Annotated in this window: 20 protein-coding genes; 6 read left to right on the top strand and 14 right to left on the bottom strand. The window is 63.5% G+C overall.

Translation table 11 applies throughout. The features are described from left to right. Positions 1–3: 3 nt before the first annotated feature. The gene (locus tag P9292_RS07185) at positions 4–1,554 is read right to left on the bottom strand and encodes a sensor domain-containing diguanylate cyclase (RefSeq protein WP_309958434.1); all 1,551 of its coding nucleotides are present in this window, start codon (positions 1,552–1,554) and stop codon (positions 4–6) included. A 514-nt stretch (positions 1,555–2,068) separates the two neighbouring features. Between P9292_RS07185 and P9292_RS07180 the strand changes: the two genes are divergently transcribed. Further along, positions 2,069–4,252 (top strand): ATP-binding protein, encoded by a 2,184-nt coding sequence (locus tag P9292_RS07180; RefSeq protein ID WP_309958433.1) that lies wholly within the window; start codon positions 2,069–2,071, stop codon positions 4,250–4,252. A gap of 242 nt (positions 4,253–4,494) precedes the next feature. On the opposite strand, the gene P9292_RS07175 is transcribed toward P9292_RS07180, so the two are convergent. The 10 genes from P9292_RS07175 to P9292_RS07130 are packed head-to-tail and all read right to left on the bottom strand — an operon-like array spanning position 4,495 to position 14,660. Next, positions 4,495–5,442 carry a phosphotransferase gene (locus tag P9292_RS07175; RefSeq protein WP_309958432.1) on the bottom strand — a complete coding sequence of 316 codons (948 nt, stop codon included), beginning with the start codon at positions 5,440–5,442 and terminating at the stop codon, positions 4,495–4,497. A gap of 6 nt (positions 5,443–5,448) precedes the next feature. After that, positions 5,449–6,405 (bottom strand): phosphotransferase, encoded by a 957-nt coding sequence (locus P9292_RS07170; protein ID WP_309958431.1) that lies wholly within the window; start codon positions 6,403–6,405, stop codon positions 5,449–5,451. Then, positions 6,402–7,709: a Zn-dependent hydrolase gene (locus P9292_RS07165; RefSeq protein WP_309958430.1), complete on the bottom strand. Its 1,308-nt coding sequence runs from the start codon at positions 7,707–7,709 to the stop codon at positions 6,402–6,404. Before P9292_RS07165 ends, P9292_RS07170 begins: the two co-directional genes overlap by 4 nt. Beyond that, positions 7,684–8,433, bottom strand: coding sequence for a DeoR/GlpR family DNA-binding transcription regulator (locus tag P9292_RS07160; RefSeq protein ID WP_250511126.1), 750 nt, complete (start codon positions 8,431–8,433; stop codon positions 7,684–7,686). The genes P9292_RS07165 and P9292_RS07160 overlap by 26 nt, the downstream gene beginning before the upstream one ends. After that, complete coding sequence (locus tag P9292_RS07155) at positions 8,316–10,010, bottom strand: amidase (RefSeq protein ID WP_309958429.1); 1,695 nt, start codon at positions 10,008–10,010, stop codon at positions 8,316–8,318. Before P9292_RS07155 ends, P9292_RS07160 begins: the two co-directional genes overlap by 118 nt. Positions 10,011–10,053: 43 nt before the next feature. Beyond that, positions 10,054–10,770: an ABC transporter ATP-binding protein gene (locus tag P9292_RS07150; RefSeq protein ID WP_244830232.1), complete on the bottom strand. Its 717-nt coding sequence runs from the start codon at positions 10,768–10,770 to the stop codon at positions 10,054–10,056. Beyond that, positions 10,767–11,492 carry an ATP-binding cassette domain-containing protein gene (locus P9292_RS07145; protein ID WP_309958428.1) on the bottom strand — a complete coding sequence of 242 codons (726 nt, stop codon included), beginning with the start codon at positions 11,490–11,492 and terminating at the stop codon, positions 10,767–10,769. Before P9292_RS07145 ends, P9292_RS07150 begins: the two co-directional genes overlap by 4 nt. Further along, positions 11,489–12,532, bottom strand: a complete 1,044-nt coding sequence (locus tag P9292_RS07140; RefSeq protein ID WP_244830230.1) for a branched-chain amino acid ABC transporter permease — start codon at positions 12,530–12,532, stop codon at positions 11,489–11,491. The genes P9292_RS07145 and P9292_RS07140 overlap by 4 nt, the downstream gene beginning before the upstream one ends. After that, a complete protein-coding gene (locus tag P9292_RS07135) occupies positions 12,529–13,401 on the bottom strand; it encodes a branched-chain amino acid ABC transporter permease (protein WP_250468144.1) in 873 nt (290 codons plus the stop codon). The genes P9292_RS07140 and P9292_RS07135 overlap by 4 nt, the downstream gene beginning before the upstream one ends. A gap of 14 nt (positions 13,402–13,415) precedes the next feature. Then, positions 13,416–14,660: an ABC transporter substrate-binding protein gene (locus P9292_RS07130; protein WP_244830228.1), complete on the bottom strand. Its 1,245-nt coding sequence runs from the start codon at positions 14,658–14,660 to the stop codon at positions 13,416–13,418. A 691-nt stretch (positions 14,661–15,351) separates the two neighbouring features. On the opposite strand from P9292_RS07130, the gene P9292_RS07125 reads away from it, so the two are divergent. The 3 genes from P9292_RS07125 to P9292_RS07115 all read left to right on the top strand — a co-directional run bounded on the left by P9292_RS07125 (position 15,352) and on the right by P9292_RS07115 (position 21,291). Then, positions 15,352–17,784 carry a filamentous hemagglutinin N-terminal domain-containing protein gene (locus tag P9292_RS07125; protein WP_309958427.1) on the top strand — a complete coding sequence of 811 codons (2,433 nt, stop codon included), beginning with the start codon at positions 15,352–15,354 and terminating at the stop codon, positions 17,782–17,784. A gap of 328 nt (positions 17,785–18,112) precedes the next feature. After that, positions 18,113–19,969, top strand: a complete 1,857-nt coding sequence (locus P9292_RS07120) for an AAA family ATPase (protein ID WP_309958426.1) — start codon at positions 18,113–18,115, stop codon at positions 19,967–19,969. A 149-nt stretch (positions 19,970–20,118) separates the two neighbouring features. Continuing rightward, positions 20,119–21,291 (top strand): acyl-CoA dehydrogenase family protein, encoded by a 1,173-nt coding sequence (locus P9292_RS07115; protein WP_309958425.1) that lies wholly within the window; start codon positions 20,119–20,121, stop codon positions 21,289–21,291. Between the two features lie 75 nt (positions 21,292–21,366). On the opposite strand, the gene P9292_RS07110 is transcribed toward P9292_RS07115, so the two are convergent. Beyond that, entirely contained in the window at positions 21,367–21,945 is a 579-nt protein-coding gene (locus P9292_RS07110) for a DUF4865 family protein (RefSeq protein WP_250527514.1), read from the bottom strand. 117 nt (positions 21,946–22,062) lie between these two features. On the opposite strand from P9292_RS07110, the gene P9292_RS07105 reads away from it, so the two are divergent. After that, positions 22,063–22,929, top strand: coding sequence for a LysR family transcriptional regulator (locus P9292_RS07105; RefSeq protein WP_309958424.1), 867 nt, complete (start codon positions 22,063–22,065; stop codon positions 22,927–22,929). On the opposite strand, the gene P9292_RS07100 is transcribed toward P9292_RS07105, so the two are convergent. Then, a complete protein-coding gene (locus tag P9292_RS07100; protein ID WP_250468138.1) occupies positions 22,924–23,502 on the bottom strand; it encodes a DUF1993 family protein in 579 nt (192 codons plus the stop codon). The genes P9292_RS07105 and P9292_RS07100 overlap by 6 nt on opposite strands. A 301-nt stretch (positions 23,503–23,803) precedes the next feature. On the opposite strand from P9292_RS07100, the gene P9292_RS07095 reads away from it, so the two are divergent. Continuing rightward, entirely contained in the window at positions 23,804–24,967 is a 1,164-nt protein-coding gene (locus P9292_RS07095; protein WP_244830221.1) for a GNAT family N-acetyltransferase, read from the top strand. 15 nt (positions 24,968–24,982) lie between these two features. On the opposite strand, the gene P9292_RS07090 is transcribed toward P9292_RS07095, so the two are convergent. Further along, the gene (locus P9292_RS07090) at positions 24,983–25,381 is read right to left on the bottom strand and encodes a hypothetical protein (RefSeq protein ID WP_250468137.1); all 399 of its coding nucleotides are present in this window, start codon (positions 25,379–25,381) and stop codon (positions 24,983–24,985) included. Position 25,382 lies beyond the last annotated feature (1 nt).

Here is a 25,382-nt window from a genome sequence, read left to right as displayed (position 1 = left end):
GCATCAAGGCGCGGTGCCGACCGGTTCGCCGCGCCGCTTCTCGGATACAGCCGCGAGCGTCACGCGATTGCGTCCGCCGCTCTTCGACACATACAAGGCTTCGTCGGCGCGGCGCATGGCGTCGTCGATAGTCGAGCCGCTATCGGGTCGAGCCACCACCACGCCGATGCTCACGGTCGTCGGAGGAAATTGCTGGCGAAGTCGCGCGCCGTTCGAATTGGCCACGTCGATACGCATGGCCTCCGCCTCCGCCTCCGCGCGGCTGCGGGTGCAGTCGGCGAGCGCCACGACAAACTCCTCGCCGCCGTAGCGCGCGACCAGATCGTGCGGTCCTCTCGCATGCTTCACGAGACATTCGGCGATGAACTGCAACGCCCGGTCGCCGGCTTCGTGGCCGTGCGTGTCGTTGTAAGCCTTGAAGCGATCGGCATCGACGAAAAGCAGCGCGACCGGATAACCTTCGCGCGCCGCCGAGGTCCAGAGTTCGTCGAGCGCCGCATCGAGCTTGCGGCGGTTGGCGACGCCGGTCAGACCGTCCGTGTCCGCGATCTCGACGAGCTTCGCCTGCGCCGCGTCGCGCTGGCGCACCGCGAAGACCAGCAGCCAGACCACGATGGTGAACGCGCCCGCCACGGCCACCACCAGCGTGCCGATGATGAGCGAGTGCTGCTGCCACTCCGAGGTTACGTCGTCCTTTCCGAGCGCCACCATCATCACGAGATTGCTGCCGCGCACGCGCGCAAACGTCATGATGCGGTCGACGTTGTCGACGGGCGAGCGCGCGTCGAACGAGCCGCTCTCGACGCCGAACATCTTCGAGAAGATCGGCCAGCCGCGAATGCTGCTGACGCTGCCTGGACGCAGCTTCGGATTGCGCGCGACGATGTCGCCATCGCTCTGTACGATCGTCGCCGCGCTTTCGTGGCCGAGCCTGATGTCATCCACCAGTTGCTGGAAGTAATCGAGGTTGATGGAGATGAGCGCGACACCGCCGAAGCTGCCATCGGCTTTGGAAATCCGCCGGCTGAGGGCAATCGATGGCGCGCCGTTTCGCAGACGCGACGCGTACGGCTTCGAGATGAAGAGCCCGACATTCGGATTGGCGCGATGCACCGTGAAGTAATCCCGGTCGGAGAGATCGACGGTCGGAAGAAGCCGCGCCCGGCCCTGCACGATCCGGCCGTGTTCGTCGAGCGCATAGATGCCGCTGATATAAGCGGCGGTGGTCGAACGGTCGAAGAGAATCTGCCGGCGCAGTTCAGGCGGCAGCTTCAATATGGTCGGGTCCGCCATGCCGTCGACGACGGCCTGCAGCGAGAGATCGTAGATTTCGAGGTTTCTCGACATGTCGCGCGCGAGCGCCACCGCGACGTTCGCCGACGTGCGGCGCGCCTTCGCGATGGCTTCCTCGCGGCTCGAAATCAGCACCGCGACGGTCGCGATCAGCACGATAACGCTCGCCAGTGTCGCGCCGAGCGCAACCAGCACCGAGTGTCTGTCGACCCACGATGCCGGGCTTTCTGCTCGGACGCTCCTCTTGAACCACGGTCCCAACGATTCTCTCCTGCCGAACCCCGCCACGCGACGCTCGACGACTCGCTTTCTTATTCGTTGCTAAAGAGCCGGTTTAGCGGACTTCTGCTCGCTGTCCGCGCGGCTCGCATCAAGGTTTACGGCCAGATTGCGCAACTTTTGAGCCCGTGCCGGCCAAACGATGAACGCGGAGTTTACCGGAGCCCGAGCCATGCGCCACGGCCATTCCGCTGCCGCCTAGCAATCAAAAAACCACAGGCAATTAAGTCGGCAACAAGCCGTGCTACCATCAACCGTATGAGTATTATGAAATAGTAGGTACGTCTTACGACGTCCAGACCTTCCCCGTTCGCCCGACAAAGCCCCCTTCGGCAAAATGCGAGCAAGCTTAGCGGAGCGAACATCCGCAGCTAGGAACCAGGCGTGATACGGGGAGGAGGTCGCGGGCGCGCCACCGCCAAGGAATTTGAATCGATGTTTCGCGCAAACATGTGCCGGCGTCGGATGACTCCCCTTAGCGTGACCGGGGTGTTTAATGACTGAGTTCGCGACTCAACATTCCGACCCGTCGGACCGGGTTTCGTTTCCTCCGCTCAATTTCAGGGCTGCCCGCCGGCGGCTCGTCCTCGCGCTGACCGCCTCGGTGGTCGTGCCGCTGAGTCTGTCGGCGCTTTACGCCTACTACACCTACGAACGTGCGGTCGCGGAGCAGTCGGAGATACTCAATCGGCTGGCGTGGGTCGCGGAAGGGAAACTCACCAATCTGCTCGACTCGAACCGCGACCTCATCTCGCGCGTCCAGGACGTGGTCGGAACGGCTGACGAGCGGCAAATTCTGCGCGAACAGGCAAGCCTGCACAGGAAACTCGAAGCGCTCGTCGCCAATCATCCGCAGGTCGTCGCGCTCTCCATCGTCGATAAAAACGGCCAGTTGATCGTCAGCAGCCGCTTCTCCCCGACGCCCGACGTCTCTATCGGCGACCGCGGCGACTTCATGGCGACGCGCGCGGCCTCCTCGCAGCTCTATGTCTCGCTGCCCGAGCGCGGCCGCGTTCAGGGCACCGATATCGTGAACACGCTCGCCGCCCGGACCGCTCCCGACGGGCGCTTTCTCGGCGCCATCGTCGTTTCCCTGCATCGCTCCTACTTGCTGCAGTTCTATCAGCGGCTCATCGCCGAGACGCCTGCGTTGACGGTCGGCCTCTATCGCGCCGATGGCGGCATTCTGCTTCGCCTGCCCGCGCCACGCCTGGCGAACCCGCCACCGAAGCACGAGCCTCTCGCGGCCGCGTTCGCGCGAGGGGCGGAACAGGGCATCATCAAGATCGATTCGCCGCTGGACGGCACCCGCAAGATGCTCGCGTACCGGCGCGCCGGTCAGTACCCCGTCTACGTTTCCGCCGGCTACGCAATCGACGATGTGGTCAGCAACTGGCTGCGCGACGACATGTCCCTCGTGGCCGTCGCGCTGATTCCTTGCATGTGTCTGTGCGTGCTGATCGTGTTTTCGCTGCGGCGTCTTCGCGCGGAGGAAACCTCCTGGCAGAACTGGCGGCGCGAGCTGTCGCGGCGCCGCTCGGCGGAAGCAGCCACGCGCAAGATGCAGCGCATGGGCGCGCTCGGCAATCTCGTCGCGAGCGTCGCCCATGACTTCAACAATCTGCTGATGGTCGTGACGGCCAACATGGAGATCGTCCGGCGCAAGAACTACAACGGCGTCAAGAACGAAATCGATGCAGTGGAGCGCGCCTCCACGAGCGCACGGGCGCTCGCGCGCCGTCTCATGAGCGTGGCGCGCCGACAGCCGTTGCAGATGCAGACGCTGCTACCCGGCGCGTGGCTGCTCGAAACCGAGGCGCTGATCCGCTCGGCTGTAAGCAGCAAGGTCGCCGTGCAGATCGAAGTGGCGGAGGCGTCGTGGCCGATCAAGGTCGATCCGTCGGAGATCACTTCGGCGATCATCAACATCGCGGTCAATGCAAAGGACGCGATGCCGCAAGGCGGCACGTTTGTCGTTCGCTGCAGGAACGTGGCGTTATCCCAAGGGCGCTACGAGCTCGAAGCCGGCGAGTATGTCGAATTCTCCTGCCAGGACAGCGGCACCGGCATGACGCGAGAAGTCGCGCAGCACGCGTTCGAGCCGTTGTTCACGACCAAGCAGGCTGGCGCGGGAACCGGGCTCGGCCTTGCACAAGTGCTCGCCATGGCCGAACAGGCGGGCGGCAAGGCACGCGTGGAAACCGATGTCGGGCGCGGCACCACAATCTTCTTCTACCTTCCGCACTGGACGGCGGGCGTCACGGAAGCATCGCCGGCGGAGCGCGAGGGTGCCATCGAACCGGGCGGCGCGAAGTCCACCATCCTGCTCGTCGAAGACAACGAAGAAGTGGCGGCAGGGCTCGTCGCCGTTCTCGATGTGCTCGGCTGGAGCGCGCGCCACGAGCCTTCCGGCGATGCCGCGCTCAAGGTGCTGGAAGAAGGCCTCGAATTCGACCTCGTTCTGTCCGACATCCAGATGCCCGGAACTTGCGATGGCATCGGCCTCGTCGAATGGATCAAGCGGCAACGCCCCAAGCAGGCCGTGACGCTGATGACGGGTTATGCGGAGCATCTCGAACAGGCGCGACGGCTCGGTGTCGCCGTGCTTTCGAAGCCGTTCAACGCAGACGATCTGGACATGTTGCTCAAGGGCGTGGCGCTATCGTCACGCCATGCGTGAAACTTGAGCGTTGAATTTCGAACCGGCGTTCGCAAGTTTTCTCAAGTCCGCGACCTTTCGGTCGTTAATCTGGTCACGGATTGATTGTGCAAGAGACTGCCGCTGATTCAGGCGATCGTCAATCACATAAAGCGCTGCAGTCCCAGGGGGTTGTCAAAAGTCTGATTCGCTGCGTGGCGACTTGAAGGGCGTGCGAGAGCACGCCCTTTCTTTTGGACGGTCGTAACGCTCGATGACTTTCTTCAAAGGCTGCGCAACCAGTCTTGCCAATGCGGCGCCTCGATCACCGAGCGCGCGCGCATGAACTTCCACGCGCCGTATTTGGCGTAGTCGAAATCGAGCGTGGAGATTTCGTTCTGCAACATGGACCAAGTGGCCCACTTGATATCGGCGAGCGCCTTGTGCACGGTGACGCGTGCCATGACGTCGTTGCTCACGCGGCCGAAGTATGTCTCGACCAGTTCCGCTTCCACGTCGACCGTGAAGAACATCTCGCCGGAGAGCGCGCCGATGTCATAACAGCGGTCGTTATTCGATGCGTATTCGTAGTCGATAAGCAAGATTGTACCCGCGTCGTCGCGCAGAAAATTGCCCGGCATGGGATCGTTGAAGCACGGCACGATATCCAGTCCCGATGCCTCCAGCGCCGCGCGCGCCTCGCGATAGCGCGCGTGAATCAGCGCGAAGTCGGCGGGCAGCGTGCCGCCTACTTCATGCACTTGCGCGACGTGTTCATCGATCAGATCGAAAATGGTCTTCGTGAGCGGCAATGGCGGCGCGCCGTGCAGCGTGCGATACGCGTGCATGACCGAAGCGCGCACGTTGCGCTCCAGAAAGTCGCGGTTCGAGCAGGTCGCGCGGCCTTCGACGAAATCGTTGATCTCCACGCCCTGCTCGAAAGCATAGTCGTAAAGACGCGGACCAATGCCGATCTGCTCCGCGAGCCGGCTTGCGGCAAACGCAGCCTTGCGGTCGATGAACTGCTCCGTGCCCCGGCCCGGCACCTTGACGAAATAGCTTTGCGCTTCGCCGTCGACCCACACGCGCCAGTTCGTGTTGCTGATGCCGCCCAACACGGGCGCATAGCGCAACGCGCGACCCGACCACGGTTCGATCCTTGCAAGCACCGCTTCCATCTCGCGCTCGGCGTCGCACGCGGCGCCGCCAATCGTCTTGATCTGCATGAGCATGACCTCTCAAATCGATGCCGGCGCGGCGTCGAGGTTCCAGCGCGGCAGCGCCATGGAGCAACGCAGCAACCGCCATTGCGCATACTTGAGGAATTCGACGTTGCGGCGCGGCGAGTCGCGGTCCATGCGCATGCCCCACAAGCCCCAGCGCAAGTCGTCGGCGAACGCGTAGGCGCGGCAGCGCGCGAGCATGCGTTCCGAGGCGGCGCCCATCGACATTTCGATGGCCTGCATCCAGTCGTGTCCGAAGCCAAGCACTTCATTCAACGTGACGGCCAGGTCGAACGCGGGATCGGTGTTCGCGGCTTCGTCGAAGTCCACCAGCATGAGTGCGCCATCGTCGTGCAGCATGACGTTCGATGTCACGCCGTCCGCGTGGCAAGGGCGAACGTCGGCACCGGCCGCGTCGATTGCCGCGCGCAAGTCGCCCGCGAGATCGACCCATGACACCTGATCCGGCGTCAACGGCATGCCTTCGGCAAGATGCTCGATACGCTCGAAAACGTTCGTCGTGCGCGCAAACGCAGGCAGCGAATGGATGGCGCGCTTCGCTTGCAGGAGCGCGTCGAGCGTGGCGGGCTGTGCGAGATCGTCGAGATGCGCGGTGCGCCAGCCGTCATCGAGAAAGTCGAAGACGGTCGCGCCGTGTGCTTCGCTCACGTAGTGCGCCGCCGGCGCGATGCCCAGCGATGCCGCCGCTCGCGCCGCAAGAAACGACGCGCCGGTATCGATGGATTCTGTCAGATCGCCGTGCGCCACTTTCATGAAGAACGTCGCGCTGTCGTCCACGCGCACGCGCCAGGCGCTATGCGACACGCCGCGATGCATCGGCGACATGACCGGCGCAAACGCGGGTTCGTGGCGTACGTCGACACCGCGCCATGCATCGATCGAGGCGATTGCCGCTGCGGCCGCTCTGGCCGCCACTTCGGCGGGGTTGCGCTCGCGCGCGGTCGTGTTCATCGCCGAGGCTCCCAGGCGGCCGCCGCGACCGGGTCGCCGCGCGATACACACAAGCGATACGCCGCGCCCATGAGCACGGTCATGCCCGTGTCGAGGTCCTCGCCATGCGTCTCTTCGTTCTCGTTATGCGCGATGCCGCCCACGCTCGGCACGAACATGAGCCCGGTCGGGCAGACATCGAGCAGGCTCAACGCGTCGTGGCCCGAAATGGTGTCGATGTCGCGGCTCTGCACGCCCGCCGCCCGCGCGCAAGTCCGCACGAGATTGCCCACTGCGGGCGGCAGTTCTCGGATCGGCCGGCTCGTGCGGCTCAGGATTTGCACGCCCACGTTTGCGCGCTTCGCGGCTGCGTCGATGCACGCGAGAATGCGCGCTTCGGCTTCGCGAAGAATGGCGTTATCCACGGCGCGCAGTTCCACGGACAAGTCGGTTTGCGCCGGCACCACGTTCGGCGAGTTCGGCTGCACGACGAGCCTGCCGACAGACGTATGGATGCGCTCCGGCCATTCGTCCGCGATGGCGCGCACGTCGCAGATCAACTGTGACGCAGCGAAGAGCGCGTCGCGCCGCGCGTGCATCTTGGCGGGCCCCGTGTGCGCCTGCTCGCCCGTGAAGCGCACGTCCATCTTCGCGGCGCCCCAGTTGCGCGTCACCACACCGACAGGCACCGATTCGGCTTCGAGCAAACCGCCTTGCTCCACATGCATTTCGACATAGCACGCGGGCACGGGCGGCGGCGCATCCACGCCGTCATGACCGATGGCGGCAAGCGCTGCGCCGAGCGTCACGCCGTCGTCGTCGATACTGGCGAGGGCATCGGCCACGGCGATCTTGCCGGTGAACGTGCCGCTGCCAAGCAGGCTCGGACGAAAGCGCGCGCCCTCCTCGTTCGTCCAGTTCACCGCGCAGAAGTTAGCGTTGAAAGATGCGCCCGCGCGCTTCGCCAGCATTAGCCGGCGGCCCGCCTCGAAGGCGGCAAGCACGCCCAGCACACCGTCGAAGCGTCCGCCGCGCGGCTGGCTGTCGAGATGCGAACCCATCATGACGAGCGGCGCATCGGCCGCGTCGGTCAGGGTGAAAACGCCGAACTGGTTGCCCACCGCATCGGTGACGACATGCGCGCCGGCATCGCGAAGCAGTGAGGCGAAGGCATCGCGCGCCGCGCCGTCTGCCGCGCTCGCACAGAGGCGCGTGACGCCGCCCGTCTTCAAGCCGCCGAACGCGGCAAAGCGCGTCAGCAAGGCCGCAAGCGTACCCGGTTCACCCGCGCCGAGCGCCTCAGGCATGAATGATTGTGATGTCATGCTCGGCGAATTTATCCATGAAAGGCTTGGGCGGCGCGCGGTCGCACACCACCGTGACAGGTTGGGAAATAGGAAAGGTGTTGAGATAAGCTTCGCGCCCGAACTTGTCGATATCCGCGAGAATCACCGAATGACGTGTCTGCGACTTGAGCACGCCGCGCAAATTGGACTCGTGTTCCTCGTAGTCCATCCAGCCGTGATTCAGGTCGCACGCCGCGATGCCCATGAACGCGGCATCATAGAAAAAGCGTCTTGCATAAGCGAGCGTCTCGTAACCCACGAGTGCGTTGTCCTTGCCGCGCAACATGCCCGGCGTGAGGTTGACGCGGCTCACGCTCGTGCCGAGCAAGAGCGCGATGTTGATGGAGTTGGTCGTCACCGTCACGTTACGGCCGATCAGCCGCCGCGCGAACGCAATGGTCGTCGTGCCCGAGTCGATGAACACCGACATGCCGTCTTCAATGAGCGGTTCCGCAAGTTCCGCCACGCGCGCCTTCCCCTTTACATTGACCTTGCCGCGTTCGGTCACGGGCCGCTCGACATCGAGCCGTGGCAACACGGCGCCGCCGTAGATGCGGCGCAGCAAGCCGCTTTGCTCCAGTTCCTTCAGATCGCGCCGGATGGTTTCCTCGGCGACGTCCAGTATCTTCGCGAGCGGCGTAACCGAGACGCGGCCCTCGTCGCGAAGGCGGGTGAGAATTTCTTGGTAGCGGTGCTCGGACATGGTCTCGTTACTGGAAACTGCCTCGTCTCTCGCGCGCTCCTCAAGCGGTCAGTTCGGGGACGCGCCGATGACGTCCGGCGACCTCGTAATCGTAAGCCATGGCGAGCAGCGCCGGCTTCGCTGAAGCGCCGTCCCACGAAGATCAGGTTGAACGGCGAACCCGATTCGTAATAGCCGGCGGGAATGGTCACGCCGGGCAATCCGGCGATGTTGATTTCGCAGACCGTGGTCTCGTGCAGTGTCTCGATCCCCTCGCGCGGCGGCAAGGCGTCGCGCAATTGCGGGAATACGAGGCCGTCGAGCGCGTGCTTCGTCATCACGTCTTCGAAGATGGCGAGATAGGTTTCGCGCAACGCATAGAAGGCATCGATGACAGGCGGCGCGGCTGCATCGCGCAGATTGGCGGCCATGTCGGGCAGGCTCGACATATAGGTCAGCACGCCCGTTGCGCCGAACGGATCTTCGGCGCGCGTCGCTTCGACGAATTGCGTCCATGTCGTGATGGTGTTGCCGGGTCCCAGGCGTTCGAGGTACTTCTGCATGTCGTAGGGCAGGCTTTCCATGCCGCGCGCGTCGAAGTAATCGGAGCCCGGCGCGGGCATGCCGAGTGCCGCGAAGCCGCTGCCGGCGAAGGGATCGTCGACGAGCACCGCACCGCGCGCTTCGAGTTCCGCCTGCGCGCGCTCGTACAAGTGACGCGTCTCTTCCGACAACGCGCGATCCCGCCATCCCGGTCCGTACAAGCCTAGACGCTTGCCCTTGAGCGCATCTTCACGCAGTCCCGCGGCATAGCCGCCAGCGGGCTTCATGCCGACGCCCGCCACCGTCTTCAAGTCTTCCGCCGAGAATCCGGCCAGTACATCGAGCGTGAGCGCGGCATCGCGTACGCATCGGGCGATCGGACCGACGACATCGCGCGTGCTGCCCGCAAGCGGCATCACGCCTGCATTCGGCACGAGCGCGAAGGTCGGCTTGATGCCGACGAGCGCCTGCGCCGACGCCGGATTCTGGATCGAACCGCCCGTTTCTTCCGCGAGACCGAGCACGGCCATGCTGCCCGCCACGGCGGTGGCCGTGCCGGCGCTGCTGCCGCCCGGCATGAACGCGGTATCGACGGCATTGAGCGTCGGACCCGCCCAGCTATCGTTGGCGTGCGAGCCGGTGGCACTCAGCACCGGCACGTTGGTCTTGCCGAGGATCACGCAGCCCGCCGCGCGCATGCGGGCGACGACCGGCGAATCCGTCGAAGGCATCAGGTCCACGCCGCCCGTCTTGCTGTAGAGCAGCGTCCAGCCGCCGGTCGTCGGAAAGCCTGCCATGTCCATCGTGTCCTTGACCACGACCGGCACGCCAGCGAGCGGCCCGAGAGCCTCGCCAGCGGCGCGGCGGCGGTCGATCTCGCGGGCATCGTCGAGCGCGGCGGGGTTCAGGAAGTTGAGCGCCACGTAGCGCGGGTTGTAGGTCGCGATGCGATCGAGGAACGCGGCCGTCAGCGTCTCCGACGTGAACGCGCCGCTCGCAAAGCCGGCCTGGACTTGTTCGACCGTCAGCTCGGTTACATCGATAGTTTTCGTCATGATGTTTGATCGCTTGCTTATGGATTGGCGGAAGGAAGGCGCGTCAGGCAATGCCCGCGAACTCGTCGAGCATGGCGGGATCGGTGACGATCTCGGGCGGAATCTCGCGCGTGACCGTGCCTTTCTGCAGGATCAGAATGCGCTCGGACAGCGACGCGATGAAGTTGAGGTTCTGTTCGACCAGCAGCACGGTCAGGCTGCGTGCTTCGGCCACGCTCTTCAACGTGTCGATGATTTCATCGATGATCGAAGGCTGAATGCCTTCGGTCGGCTCGTCGAGCAAGATGATCTTCGGGCCGCCGCACAGGCATCGCGCGAGCGCGAGCAATTGCTGTTCGCCGCCCGACAGCGCGCCGCCCGGCCGGTCGAGATAAGCCTTGAGCCGCGGAAAGAGCCCGAGAATGTCCTCGATGGTTTCGCCTTCCGCGCGCTTCGACAACAAGCATCCGACACGCAGGTTCTCCATCACCGAAAGCTGCGGGAAGATCTCGCGCCCTTGCGGCACATAGCCGATACCCGCTTTCGCCCGCGCCGTCGCCGACAGATGCGTGATGTCCGCGCCGTTGAAGCGCACGTGTCCCGCCGTGGTCGGCAAATGGCCGGTGAGCGTGCGCAAAAGCGTGGTCTTGCCCATGCCGTTATGCCCGAGAATGCCGACGCGCTCGCCTTCCCTCACCGTGAAATTGACCTGATTCAGAATGGGAATGCGCCCGTAGCCCGAACAGAGTTGCGAGACTTCGAAGAGAATCGTGTCGCTCATGCCGCGCGCCTCCCGAGATAAACGTCCTTGACGCGCTGATCGGCGAGCACCGTATCCACGGAACCTTCCACCAACACCGCGCCCTGCGAGAACACCGTGACCGTGCGCGCGATCATGCGAATGAACTGCATGTCGTGCTCCACCACCACGAGCGCCTGCGTGCGGTTGATTTCCTGAATCAGCTCCGCCGTGCGATGCACTTCGTCGTGGTTCATGCCGGCGGCGGGTTCATCGAGCAGGATGAGTTCGGGTTGCTGCGCGAGGACCGTTGCAATCTCCACCCACTGACGCTGACCGTGCGCGAGCTGGCCCACGATACGGTCCGCAATGCTGTCGAGCTTGAGCCGCGTGAGGGTTTCATCGACGATGCGCCGCGCCTGCGCTATCGACTTCCTGCGTCCCGCGCCGATGAACACGTTCTCGCGCACCGAAAGCCCGTTGAAGACATTAGGCACCTGCGTCTTGATGCCCACGCCCAGCCGCGCGATCTGATGCGGATTGCTGCCGGTCACGTCGTTGTTACGAAAGTGGATGCTGCCTTCGGTCGGCTTGAGCTGTCCCGTGAGCATCTTGAAGAAGGTGCTCTTGCCGGCGCTGTTCGGTCCGATCAGGCAGCGCAGTTCGACTTCGCGCAAGGAGAAGTCCACCTCGCGCACGGCGGTCACGCCACCGAAACGCATGGTGACGCCCTCGGCCTGAAGAAGCGGAGGAAGCGCGTTCATGGGCGTGATTCCGGGTTGGCCGCCGCGTTGGGCGCCACGGCCTTGACTTCTTTCGATGAGCTGAACACGCGCAACATCGCCGAGCGCACGACCGGCACCACGCCCTGCGGCACGAGCAGCACGAAGGCCACGAGCACGATGCCGAGCCCGAGGCTCGGGTCGATTACATGCTGCGTGCCCGCCACGTTGATCAGATACTGGATCGCGACCGCGCCGAGAATCGGCCCGATGAGCGTGCCGAGCCCGCCGATCAGCACGGAGATGATGACCTGCGCGGACATCGTGAGCGCGAACACGGTCGGGCTGATGAAGCCGCCCCAGTTGGCGAAGAGACAGCCCGCAGCCCCCGCGATGCCCGCACCCGTCACGAACGCGAGCAGCTTGAAGACGCGCGGGTCGTAGCCGATCAGCATGGCGCGCGTTTCGTTCTCGCGGATCGCCACGACGACGCGGCCGAAGCGCGACGCGAGTATCCACTTGAGGAGCGCATACGCCACGATGAGCGTGCCCATTGCGACATACCACACGCCGATCTGATCGAGCGGCTCGTCGGGCGCGCCGGGCGGCGCGAGCACGGGTATGGCGGGAATACCGTTAAAGCCGCCGAGCACCGCTTCGCCGATGTGATACTGGCTGCCCGAAGTCGAGTTCATCAACTCGAACAGGATCACGGACACGGTGAGCGTAATCACGCCGATATACGCATCGCTGATACGCCCGAAGAACATGAAGTAGCCGAGCAAGGCCGCGAACAGCATGGGCGCGACGATCGCGAGCGCGGCGGAAACGGTGGTGTCGCCGAGATTGATGGCGGCAATGGCATAGGTATAGCCGCCGATGCCGAGGAACGCCGCCTGCCCGAACGAGAGGATGCCGGCGTAGCCCCACACGAAGCCCTGGCTCAGGCCGTAGACCGCCATGGCCGCGAAGAGCGTGGCCTGCATCACGCCGAACGCACTGATGGTTTTCGGCAACGCGAACATGACGACGAGCGCGACGATGATGACGGCGCCCGCGCCGCCCAGACGAAGCGATTTCATGAACTGCGCCTCAGGAATCGACCAGTGATGCCTTGCGGCAGGATGCGGATCAGGAGCACCGCGGAAGCAAGCAGCGCGATGTCGCCGATGACCGGCGTCGACAGAAACGACACGATCTCGTTGATGAAGCCGAAGAGCCCCGCCGCGAGCCCGGTACCCGCGATGATCGCCGGACCGCCGCCCAGCACGGTGATGAACGCCTTCGCGATATACGCGGCACCCATGCCCGGCGATACACCCGAGATCGGCGAGAGCACGCCGCCCGCGAGTCCCGCGAGCGCCGCGCCCAGCGAGAACGTCGCCATGTACACCGCCGACGGCCGCACGCCGAGCGACGCGGCCATCGCCGGATTCTGCATGGTGGCGCGCAGGATCAGGCCGAAGCGCGTCTTGCGCAGGAGCAGCAGCATCGCGACCATCACGACCACGCAGACGCCTATCAGCACGAGGCTATAGGCGCTCACGTGATACTGCCCGATCGAGAAACTGCCCACGGGCATGGGCACCGACTTGATGACGTTGCCGAAGATCGACGTAATGAGCCCGATCAGCCCGAGACTGATACCCCAGGTCGCGAGCATGGTGTCCATCATCCGGCCATAGAGAAAGCGGATGATGACGCGCTCGAACAGCAGCCCGAACAGTCCGACCACGATGGGCGGCAGGATCAGCATCGAGATCCAGATGTTGATCCCGGCCGTGCTGGCCGTCACCGCCGTGTATGCGCCGAGCATCATGAACTCGCCGTGCGCGAGATTGATGATGCGCATCATGCCGTAGATGACGCCCAGCCCGATCGTGATCAACGCGAGCGTGGCGATGCCCGTCAGCACGTTGAAGGCGAGCAATCCCACGAGATCCGTTGCCATCGCTTAGACTCCGCTCAGACTTGCGGCGTGAACTGCTTGTTGGTGCGCGGCGACTTGATGAGGTCGCACGCACCGCCGGTATCGGACGGGAACTGGTCGTTGAAAGTCTGCAGGATCTCCCACTTCTGGTTCTTCGGACGCGCGAGATAAGCGTTGCGAATGGTGTGATGCGTGGCCGGGTCCATCTTGACCTTGCCCGAAGGCCCGTCGATGGTGATGCCCGTTTCGAGCGCCGCCACGACCTTCGCCTGCTCCACGGAACCGGCCTTCTTCACCGCTTCCGCCCAAAGCATGATGCCCTCGTACGTCGCGGTATCGAGTTCGCCGAGGTCGGTCAGACTCGGGCCGTATTTCGCCTGCATGCCTTTGACGAAGGCATCGGCGGCGGGCGTGCCGAGGTTGTTGTAGAACCCGAAGCAGGTGATGATGCCGTCGGTCGTCGCGGCATCCATGGTGGTGAGTTCGTCGCCGAGACCGAACACGGTCGCGCCGATCGGAATCTTCGACTTCATGCCGGCCGCCGCCCATTGCCGATAGAAGCCGACGTGATTCGCGCCTACGAGCGCCGAGAGCACCATGTCCGGCTTGGCTTCCTGAATGCGGCTGATCGTCGATGAAAAATTGGTGACATCGAGCGGAAAGAAGTCCGTAGCGACCACCGAGCCGCCTGCGGCCTTCACGAACTTGGTCATCCAGCTTGCGGTGATATGACCGTAGTTGTAGTCGGCGGCGATGATATAGACCTTCTTGCCCCAGTTCTTCATCGCGTAGTCGACGATATGATTCACCGTCTGCGCGGGCGTCGTGCCGGTACAGAACACGTTGCGGTCGCACACGCCGCCTTCGTACTGCGTGTTGTAGAAATAAAGCGTCTTGCTGCGATCGAAGATCGGCCGGATGGCTTCGCGCGACGCCGAGGTAATCCCGCCCTGAATCACGTCCACCTTGTCTTGCAAGACGAGTTGCTGCGCGTACTGCGTGTAAAGCTGGATGCTGCTCTGTGTGTCGTAGGCAATCAGCTTGATGGGACGCCCAAGCAGGCCGCCCTTGTCGTTGATCTGATTGACGGCGAATTCGGTTGCCTGAATCATGCGACGGCCTTCGAGGCCGAGCGCACCGGTTCCGTCGAGCAGGCTGCCGAGCTTGATCGGTTCGGCCGCCTGTGCGCTACGGGTCACGTAAGGCCCGACCAGCGCGCCGACGGCTGCCGCCGCACCGAACTTCAACGCTTTACGACGTGATCCGGATTCCATTGTCATCTGTCCGCTCCGCATGCGAGATGTGTGTGATCTGCCCGGTTCAAGTGTACGAAGCCAAAATAAAGCAAACTATTTGTCAATAAAAACCACAGAACGGGCAAATCGGGCATCGACTTGATATGAGGAATGGACGTCATTCGACGCGATGGCCGCAAGTCGGCTCATCGTTCGTAAGAGGCCGAGCGCTCGTAGGCCCTGCGCGCGGTGAGTCCGCCCCTCAAGCGCAAACGCGGCTTGCGTTCGAAATCGACGATGTCGGCATCACGATGCGTGGTTAGAGCGAAGGCGGCTCGGAGCGACAGCGGCGTGTCGGCAATGCTGCGTTCAAGGCCACCACGACACGACATTCATCGAACATCGAGCCTCATGGCGGGTATCCGCCAAGTTGAATAATCTCGTGATCCAAACTATATTCAAAGGCAACATCTGCCACGCTCGACGAACGTTCGGGCATTCCGATCAGACCTGGAATACCTAGCATTCCGATGTATTCCCGATGCCTGCTTTCGACCCACTTCCCTGGTGCAGTTAATCGTCACGGCACGGTCACGATTCATGCCGGCGACCGCCCCGCCCGCTGACGCGGCGAACGAACCGCGCCCGTCGTCTTTCACAGGGAACCGGTTGTCGAAGTAACAACGGCGAAGCGTCGTTCGTCGTGAAGATGCGCCACAAGTGGAAAGGAACGTCCATGATTACGCCTTCGCTGCAATGCCTCCGTGCTTCTTCGAGACTCGTGCCGCTTGTGCTCGTTGTATCGCTCGCTGCGACGATCGTCGGTCAAACGGCGATGGCGGCCGGTGTTCTGCCGCAGGGAGGCCACTATGCGGCGGGCGCGGGAAGCATCGCGGGGCAGAACGGTCAACTCGTCATCACGCAGCGAGGCTCGACGCGCGGCGTCATCGACTGGAAGAGCTTTTCCATCGGCACAAGCAATGCGGTCGTGTTCAACAACGGCACGGGCGCGACACTCAACCGCGTGACCGGCGGCTCGCCTTCGGAGATCCTCGGACGCCTGAGCGCCACGGGCGGCCTTTACGTAATCAATCCGCAGGGCATCGTCGTGGGGCCTTCGGGTGTCGTCACTACGGGCGGGCGCTTCGTCGCCTCGACGCTGGACGTCGCCAACGACGCTTTCATGAAAAACAGCGGCGCGCTTACGCTGGCGGGCAAGACCGATGGCTTCGTCATCAATCTCGGAAGCATTAGTTCGAGCGGCGGTGACGTGTTCCTGATCGCGCAACGCGCAGTGATCAATGCCGGCAGCGTGAAGGCGCCCAAAGGCACGGCGGAATTGGCTGTCGGCGAAAAGGTCTTGCTGCGGGACTCGAAGAGCAGCAAGCAGGTGTTCGTGCAGACGGGCAGCGACGGCGTGATCGTGAACAAGGGGCGCATCGACGCCGCGCAGATCGACCTGCAAGCCGCCGATGGCAACGTCTACGCGCTCGCGGGCGAAGGCACGCGCGTGCGTGCGACGGGCACGGCCACGCGCGATGGCCACGTCTGGCTGGTCGCAGGCGACGGCAAGGTCACGCAACGTGGGGTCGTCACGGCGAAGAACGCGGATGGCAGCGGCGGCACGGTCGATACGCAAGCGGCGCAACTCGCGTTCGGCGACAACGCCGAAGTGCACGCCGCGCAGTGGAACATCGCGACGCCATCGATCACGGTACGGTCAGCCACGGCGCACGCGCTGCAAGATAGCCTCGGCGCGGGAACCTCGGTTGCGCTGACCACGACGGGCGGACAGGGGACGAACGGTGACCTGGCCGTATCGGCGGATATGCGGTGGAAAGGCGCCGCCGATCTCACGCTCGCGGGGTATCGCAACGTCTCGATTGCGCCTCATACGACACTGCGCAACGCGGGCTCGGGCAGCGTCGTGCTGCGCGCGGATGCATCGGCTATCGATAACGGCGGCAGCGTGAAGAACGGCGGCACCATCGACTGGTCGAAAAGCACCGGGACCGTCAGCGCGTTCTACGACATGACCGGCAGCTTCACGCGAGGAACCATCCGCGCGAACGGGGCGTGGAAGGCGCCCGTCTACAGTGGGCTCGTCGGTCAGGTGACGGCATACAAGCTCGTCAATACGCCTGCCGATCTGGATAACGTCGTGCTCGATCTGGCCGGTAACTATGCGCTCGGGAAGGACATTGCGGCGAACCGTTCGGCCTTCGGCTACAGCACGCAGATCGGCAGCGTCGCCACGCCCTTCACCGGACAATTCGACGGCATGGGTCGGACCGTCACGAATCTGAACAGCGTCGAGCGGGGCGAATGCTGCGGACCGGAAGGCTACGCCGCAAGCGGAATGTTCCGCGTGATAGGCCCAACGGGCGTCGTGCGCAACATCAACGTGGATGGCAGCGCTGCGAGCAGTGGTGGTGGTTTCAACGGCGCGGTCGGCGTGCTCGCGGGCCTTAATCAGGGCACGATAGTGAACGCGCATTCTAGCGGCTACGCAAGCGGCACGCTGATCAGTTCGGGCGGTCTCGTGGGAGAGAATGCCGGACTTATCATACGTTCGTCGAGCAGCGCGAGCGCTCGTTCGGATGGGAATGCAGGCGGGCTCGTTGCGGTCAACGATATCACCGGTGTAATCAGTCAATCCTATGCGACGGGCGACGTGGAAGGTTACGCACATACGGATGGCTCCGGTGGACTGGTCGACGGAAACGCTGGAACGATTACGCAGTCGTACGCGACGGGCAGCGCCTCATTCAGCCCGAACTATTGCGGCTTCGGTGGAGGCACGCTCTGCGCAACGGCGCCGGGTGCGCTTGTGCGGATCAACACCGAAACAGGCAAGATTACGCAGTCGTTCGCAACAGGCATGCTAGTCGACGATCTGACGGTAACCGAAGGGCCACCGCCCGGCGGAATCGCCTTCGAGAACGATGGTGTGATCGGCAAGGACGTGTACTGGAACAAGCAGACGACGGGCGCGCCGGCGGGCGTCACCGTGGGCAATACCGTTCCCGCCTCGCAAGGACGCACCACGGCCCAGATGAGCCAGACAGCGAGTTTTGGCCCGACATATAACTTCGGCACGAACGGCGTCTGGGCGATGCCCGCGGGAGCGACGCATCCTGTGTTGCGGTGGCAGACCGAGCCGTTTTGAGTGGCCAGCGACTTAACGCCGTGACGTCACGACGCAAGCTGCCCCGCAGCTCGCAACTCCCCATTTTTACCGAAGCCGCCCTCGCGCTGTAGCTTCCCGCCTCAAGCCGCCACTAAAGATTGGCGCGTCCTCTGCCGTCATTAAATTTGAGTACGACACGCGTCACTCGAGCGCTCGCACAGTGCGTAACGCGCTCCATTGCAAGCGCCTCGTCAGATCGAATCACGACAGCTACAACGGCCGCCTCGCCGCGCCCCTCAGGACATGTTTAATGGATAGGCTCAGAAAACTGCTACGGTCGCGCATCGGCCGCTTCATCGCGTGTGGCATGACCGCAGCCATGCTCGTGGCAGCCGTGAGCGTGCTGCTTTCGCGCGACGAACCGGCCGCTACGCAGACCACGCCGACGGTGGCAGGCGTCGCGAGTCAGATGCGCCGCGATGCGTCGCCGTGGACGCATCGGGAAAAAGACGTCTCGGAGATGATGCGCGATATCCGCGAACACGACGTCGCCGCGATCGGCGTCAGCCGCGACGCCATCCTCGTCTCGACGCTTCATGCCGACAAATACTTCGTTGCCGATCATAACGGCGCCTTCTCCAACGCCCTGCTGCTCGGCGACCTGAAATCAGGCAACGCGTCGCCCTACCAATTGGTCTGGCTCCCCGATGTCAACGTGCGCACGGGCATGGCGCGCTGGACCGACCGGTTCGACCTCGTGCGCGACGCCTTGAGCTTGCTCTTGCCGATGCTGATGATGGGCGGTCTGATCTGGTTCATGCGCCGCGAAATGCGAGGCGGCGCGCGTCTGCTCGCCAAATCGCCGACACTGCGTTTCGCCGACGTCATCGGCGCGGGTGAAGCCAAGGCGGCGCTCGCCGATGTGCAGGCGTGGCTCACCGAACCCGCGCAATTCACCGGCATGGGCGTGCGCGCGCCGTGCGGCGTCCTCATGACGGGCGGCCCCGGCGTCGGCAAGACGCGTCTCGCGCAAGCGCTCGCTGGCGAATGCGGCGCCAACTTCATCGCGATCACGGGCAGCTACTTCAGCGCGAAGTATTACGGAGTGGGCATTCAGAAGGTCAAGCATCTGTTCGAACTGGCGCGCAAGAACGCGCCGACGGTCATCTTCATCGACGAGGCGGACGGGCTCGGCAAGCGCACGGATAGCGGCGGCGGTCCGGTGGAAGCCGAAAGTAACCGCATCATCAATCAGTTGCTCGCGGAAATGGACGGCTTCGCTTCGAACGAAGGCGTGATCGTGGTCGCGGCGACCAATCATCCGGACAGTCTCGACGAAGCGTTGCGACGCCCGGGCCGCTTCGACCGGACCATTCAGGTGCGGCTGCCAGATCTCGCGGATCGCGCCGAGATCCTGCGTTTCTATGCGGCCAAGCTGAAGACGAAGCCAGACGATATCGACTTCGATCAGCTCGCGCGTCTGACTACCGGCGTGTCGCCGGCCACGCTGTCGATGATCGTCAATCAGGCGGGTCTCGTCGCGCGCAAGGCGGGCGAGCGCGAAGTCGGTGCAAAGCATTTCGTGGAAGCGGTGAAGATTGCGCGCATCGGCGACATCAACGGTGCGGAACGTGCGTTGTCGGAGAGCGAGCGCAAGCGTATCGCGGTTCACGAAGCCGGACACGGTCTCGTCGCCGCGCTGCTCGGCACGGGCGTGCTGGAAGAAGTCACCATCCTGCCACGCGGCGGCGCGCTGGGCGTGGCGCTGATCACGAAGATGCAGGACAAGCACCTGTACCGCGAAACCGAACTGCGCAACGAGATTCAGGTGCTGCTCGGCGGGCGCAATGCGGAACTGCTGATGTTCCGCGAAGCATCGAGCGGCGCGGCGCACGATCTTCAGGAAGCATCGCGCATCGGTCTCGACATGGTGTCGAAGCAAGGCTTCAACGCGGACGGCGATCTCTTCAGTCTTGCGTCGCTGCCGCAGCAGTATGCGGGCTTGCAGCTCAAGAACGCGATCGAACACGCGAATCGGCTCCTGCACGATCTGAACGATGCCTGCTACGCGCTGCTGCGCGCGAACGAGCCCGTGCTGCGCGCGATTGCCGCGCAGTTGCTGGAGGATGAGACGGTGCCGGGTGATACGGTTTATCGGCTGATTCGCGAGCGTGCGGCTGCCTTGGCCGAAGTCGATGAGGTGGTGGAGGCATTGGCTGCGTAGTGCGGCACCTGGCTCGCGCGAGAAGTCATCCGCAAGACAGGCTCTTATCAAGCGATAACTTGCCCGGCGCGCTATCGTGCGTTACCTTGCGAGGCGCCGGGATACCTCGTGTCCCCGCATATGGCGAAACGCTATCGGGAGACACCGGCATGACCCACATCGACAATGCCTTGAGCGCAACCCTCGAAGCCTTGCTGCGCGAATGGGCGCAAACCGCCGCCGCACGCGACAAGGCCGGCGGCACCGCTTTGCACGAGCGCCGTCTCCTGCGTGAAAGCGGCCTGCTGCGCTTGAGCGTGCCCGAACAATACGGCGGCGATGGCGCGAACTGGTCCACGACACTCGATGTCGTCCGACGCATGGCGCAAGTCGATAGCTCGCTCGCGCATCTCTTCGCGTTCCATCATCTGCAACTCGCGACTATCCGCCTCTTCGGCCGCGACGCGCAGATTCGCCAGTGGCTCGGCCAAACCATCGAGGAAGGATGGTTCTGGGGCAACGCGCTCAACCCGCTGGATCAGGGCACGCGGGCCGAAGCGGACGGCGCGAACGGCTATATCTTCGACGGCCGCAAGAGCTTTTGCTCCGGCGCCACCGACTCCGACCGGCTTCTCGCTTCCGCATTCAAGTCCGATGGACGTCTTCTGATCGGCGTGGTGCCTACTAAGCGCGCAGGCATCACCATCTTCGACGACTGGGACAACATGGGACAGCGCCAGACCGATAGCGGCACGGTGCGCTTCGATCAGGTGAAAGTCGCAGCCAACGAACTGCTCGACGATCCCGGCCCGCTCTCCAGCCCGTTCGCGTGCTTAAGGCCGCTGCTCGCGCAATCGATCCTGAGCCACATTTATCTCGGCATCGGCGAAGGCGCGCTGCAGGCGGCGCGCGAGTCGACGCTTGCGCAGACGCGTCCGTGGATCGCATCGCCGGCGGCGCGCCCGAGCGAAGACTCATACGTGCTCGCGCATTACGGCGACTTCTGGCTCGCGCTCGAAAGCGCGCGGCTCCTTGCCGAACGCGCCATGCATAAATTCGATACCGCATGGCAACGCGGCCTCGCGCTCACCGAAGACGAACGCGGTGAAGTGGCCGTCGCGGTGGCGGCATCGCGTGTGGCGGCGGCGCGTGCGGGTCTCGATGTAGCGCATCGCATGTTCGACGTGACCGGCGCGCGATCGACCGCCGCCGCGTTACGACTCGACCGCTTCTGGCGCAACGTGCGCGTGCATACGCTGCACGATCCGATCGACTACAAGGTGCGCGAGCTTGGCGAGTGGGCGCTCAACGGACGCATGCCGACGCCATCGTTCTACTCATAGTCCGGCTTCCATCGATACAAACCGGCATATGGACGGCGAAGATGAGCCACGGCCCATACGCCGGTTCGCGCATCATCAACGGCTCGCCGATTCCAGCTCGTGCAGCAACGGCGTCGCGAAATGCAGCACTTCGTAGGCGATCGCCTTGCCCGTTGCAACGGGCTCGCGTTCGCTCACCACTACGCGCGTCAACTTCCACTGCTGTGCGTCCACACCGACCGCCGCGCTGACCACATGCGACTCGGCGGCCGTCTGCCGGTTGCGCTCGATCTCCGCCTTGAACACCGTTTGCAAATCCATGTCCGGTGAGACAGCCAGTTCTTCCTTGTACACGAAGCGTGCGATGCGTGCCGGGCCTCTCGCGGCATCGAGCGCGAAGCGCGTTTCGATTCGCGGCCGTCCGAAACTGTCCGTCACCGTCTTGAAGCGGCCATCGACGAGAAAGGATCCGAAGGCCTCGTCACGACGCCACAGATAAAGCGACGAATAAGTGTTTTCGAGCGCGCCATGACGGCCGCTCTCGCGCAGCAGGAACGCCTTGAAGTGCAGATCGGGCAAGTCGTCCCACAAGGGTCCGCGTTCTTTAGCGCGCGCGCGAATGATGCCGGTGTCGTAATCGGCCGGGAGACGATGAGCATATTGAGCGAGCAGCATAATCGATCCTTTCGAGAGTGAACGAGCGTGGAAGATGCTTGCATTCAGAATACCCATCGCCCTATCATTTGAAAACGATATGAATCGATATTTCAATGATTCGAAAAACGAATGACCATGAAGACTCTCGATATCGAGGCCGTGCAGGCATTCGTGCTCACCGCGGACCTCAAAAGCTTCACCCGCGCGGCCGAGGCGATGGATTCCACGCAATCCGCTATCAGCCTGAAGATCAAGCGTCTGGAAGATAGCCTCGCGCGCCGGCTGCTGGAACGCACGCCACGGCTCGTGCGTCTGTCGGCGGAAGGCAGCGCGTTTCTCGAACCGGCGCGTGCGCTGCTTGCCGCGCATCAGGGCGCGCTCGGTTCATTCGGCGCTGGTACTCGCCGCATGGCGATCGGTATCGGCCACCATATCGTCGGTACGGAACTGCCGCTTTTGCTGCGGCGCGTGAGCGAGGCGGAACCGGGCGTCGTGCTGCAAATGCGAATCGCGTCATCGCGCGACTTGCTCGAGGATTTCGACGCAGGCCTGCTCGATGCCGCCGTCGTTCTGCGCCACGACAGCCGGCGTCTGGACGGCGAGACCATTCATGAGGAAGCGTTCGGCTGGATGGCCGCGCCCGACTTTCAGCATCGCGATGGCGAGCCGCTGCGTCTTGCGACTCAGCCTCCGCCGTGCAGCGTGCGCAGCATGGCAATCGATGCACTCGATACAGCCGGCATCGCGTGGACGGAAGTGTTCGTGGGCGGCGGATTGGGCACGATAGGCGCGGCGGTATCGGCGGGACTGGCAGCTGCCGCGCTCGGACGACGCGTCACGCCGAAGGGAACGATCGATGTCGGATCGCGCTTCGAGTTGCCGCCGCTGCCCGCACGCGATGTCGTCATGTACTCCAGTCTCACCGACCGGCAAGCGCGCGAAACGCTGCGCACGCTTGGCGCAGCAATTCGTTCGACGGCATATGGCAACCCTGCGTCATGAATTCGCGCCCGGTAGCGTTCCTGGCCTGATGTACGCGTGCATGTGCGCCACGTAATCGGGTTTGCCAAGCGGCACGCCATGATGACGAAGGATCGCGTAGGCCGTCATGATATGGAAATAGAACTGCGGCAGCGCCCAGTCGCGCGCGTATTGCTCGCCAGTCATATCGAAGACGACGCCGTTGGGAAGATCGAGCGCGATGGGCCGGCTGCCTACTTCATCGAATGCGTTCGGGGCGACGTTCGACAGAAAGCCGATGGCGTCCGCTATGCAGGCTTTTGCATCTGTGAAAGTGCCGGGTTGCTCGTTCGAATGAGCGCCTTCCGCGCGCAGCGCTATCAGCGCATCGGGCAGCGCCGCGCCAAGCAGACGATGCACCGGCTCCTGCGCCTGAAAGCAGGCGAAGCGCACCTGTGCCGCGAGTGGAAACATGTCGGGCGCGAGACGCAACGGCAGCAATGCATCGGCGGTCATGCCACGCGCTTTTTCATGCGCGTCGGCCTTGTCGAGCCAGGCGGCAAGTCCTTTCAGCATTTGCGTGAAAGTGGGGACAAGCAAGGTAGTCGGCTGCATGGTCGCTCCCGGAAGTAAGACGCTGCCATCATATACGCCTCGCGCGTCAGGCTTCCGCCTTGCACATGCACGTTGCGGTGCGCAAACGCTTACATGCGTTTCCATCATGAAGCGCTCGCATGTAGCGCGATACATGCGCCATTGCTTCGGCAAAGCATCGACAATCTGACGCCTAAATTACTCTAACCTTACGGTCTGCGTGACGGCGCGCAAATCATGAAAACCTATGAGCGATCCCGAACCTAAGTCGCTCTGAAGTCGTGGGATATTCAAGGATGGACAGTCAGTCAAGAGCGACCCGATGCGCGACTCCGAGATACGAATCGAACTCGTCTGCGACGAGCCTGGCTTGCGTGCGCTCAAGGACGAATGGGAGACGCTTTGGCTGAAAGCACAGGGCCGCTACTTCCAGCGTTTCGATGTGTGTCTGCTTGCGTGGCTGCACGTTGCCAAACCGCGACGCCGCAAGTTGCGCTGCATCGTCTTGCGCGAGAACGGCGAGCTTCGGCTGGTGTGGCCGCTCGTTGCTTATCGACGCGCACTGTGGACGTATCTGCTGCCCCTTAGCCCCGATGCCGGCGATTACACCAGCGTGCTCGTCGAGGACGGTCAGGACGCACGGGCGTTGATCGAGCGCGCATGGCGTATTGCGTGTGAACGCTTCAAGACGGATTTCATCCACCTTCCCTACATGAACGAAGGGTCGGAGTTGCATCGCATTGCGTCGGCGGAGCGGCATATTCTCGGCCGGTCGCGGCATGAATCGTGGATAGCGAAATTGCGCGACGAAAGCGACTGGAAGACGTTCTCCGGTTCGCTCGGCACGATGTTCGGCAAGAAGCCCGGTCAGCTCGAACGTCGCTTGGCCAAGGAAGGCGCACTGAGTATTCGTATGGTCAATACATCGGATACCGAAGCAATCGCGCGCTACGTGCGCTGGATGCTCGAATCCAAGCGTGGCTGGAGCGACCGTGTCGGCAAGCGCGGAAAATGGCTGTTTTCGCCGTACTATGAACGCTTTCTCATCTCCACGCTCACCTACCGCGGCGAGACGTCCGACAAGGAACCGCCCGCGCGACTCATGATGGTGACACTCGACGACCAGCCAATGGCCGCGGTCATCATGAGTCACGGCAATCCGATGGCGAACGCCGTTATCGCGGGATTCAATGCGGAATACGGCCGGTTCGGACCGGGCTCCATTGCATGGGAACACAGCGTGAAGTGGGCCTTCGAGCAGCGCTATGACATCGACTTCGGCGTGGGTTCCGAGCGCTTCAAGACCTACTGGAGCCGCAACAACGGCAGCCATGCATGGACGATGCAGATTGCCAATACGACTTGGGGATTGATCGGCTACCGTGTCGTGCGGACGCTGCGCGATCTCGTCAGCGCGGCGCGAGGGACATCGAAGGGAACGCCTGCGCCCGAGGGGGAAAGCGCTCCCGCGCGCGGCAAGGGATGAGTCGCGCCGCGCGCTTTATTCAAGCGCGGCGTCTTCCACGAGACGCGCCTTGAGCGCGCGAATGCGACGATCGACAAAATAACCGCCGCCTTCCGTATAACGCAAATAAAGCCTGCCGCACTTCGAGCATTCCCACACGTCGCAGCGGTTATACGGAAAGTAGCGCGGCGCGATAGGTGCCTCCGCCGACCAGTATTGCGAATTCCCCGGCGGATACTCCGCGTAAGTCGGCTCGGGATCATCCGGCGGCATGAGCGTGCCGACCTGAACGAGCGCCGCTTCGTCTAGCGATAAAGGCTGCGATTGCCAGCCATCGAGGGCCGTCTTCGTGCAGTCGCATACGACACCCCGCGCGCGATCTTCGGCGGCTTGCGCGAGTTCTGCGAGTGCTGCGGCGTTGAGCAATGGATGCATG

The organism is Caballeronia sp. LZ001 (genome assembly GCF_031450875.1).
Classification (GTDB): Bacteria; Pseudomonadota; Gammaproteobacteria; order Burkholderiales; family Burkholderiaceae; genus Caballeronia.
This window is presented reverse-complemented; position numbering and strand designations above follow the sequence as displayed.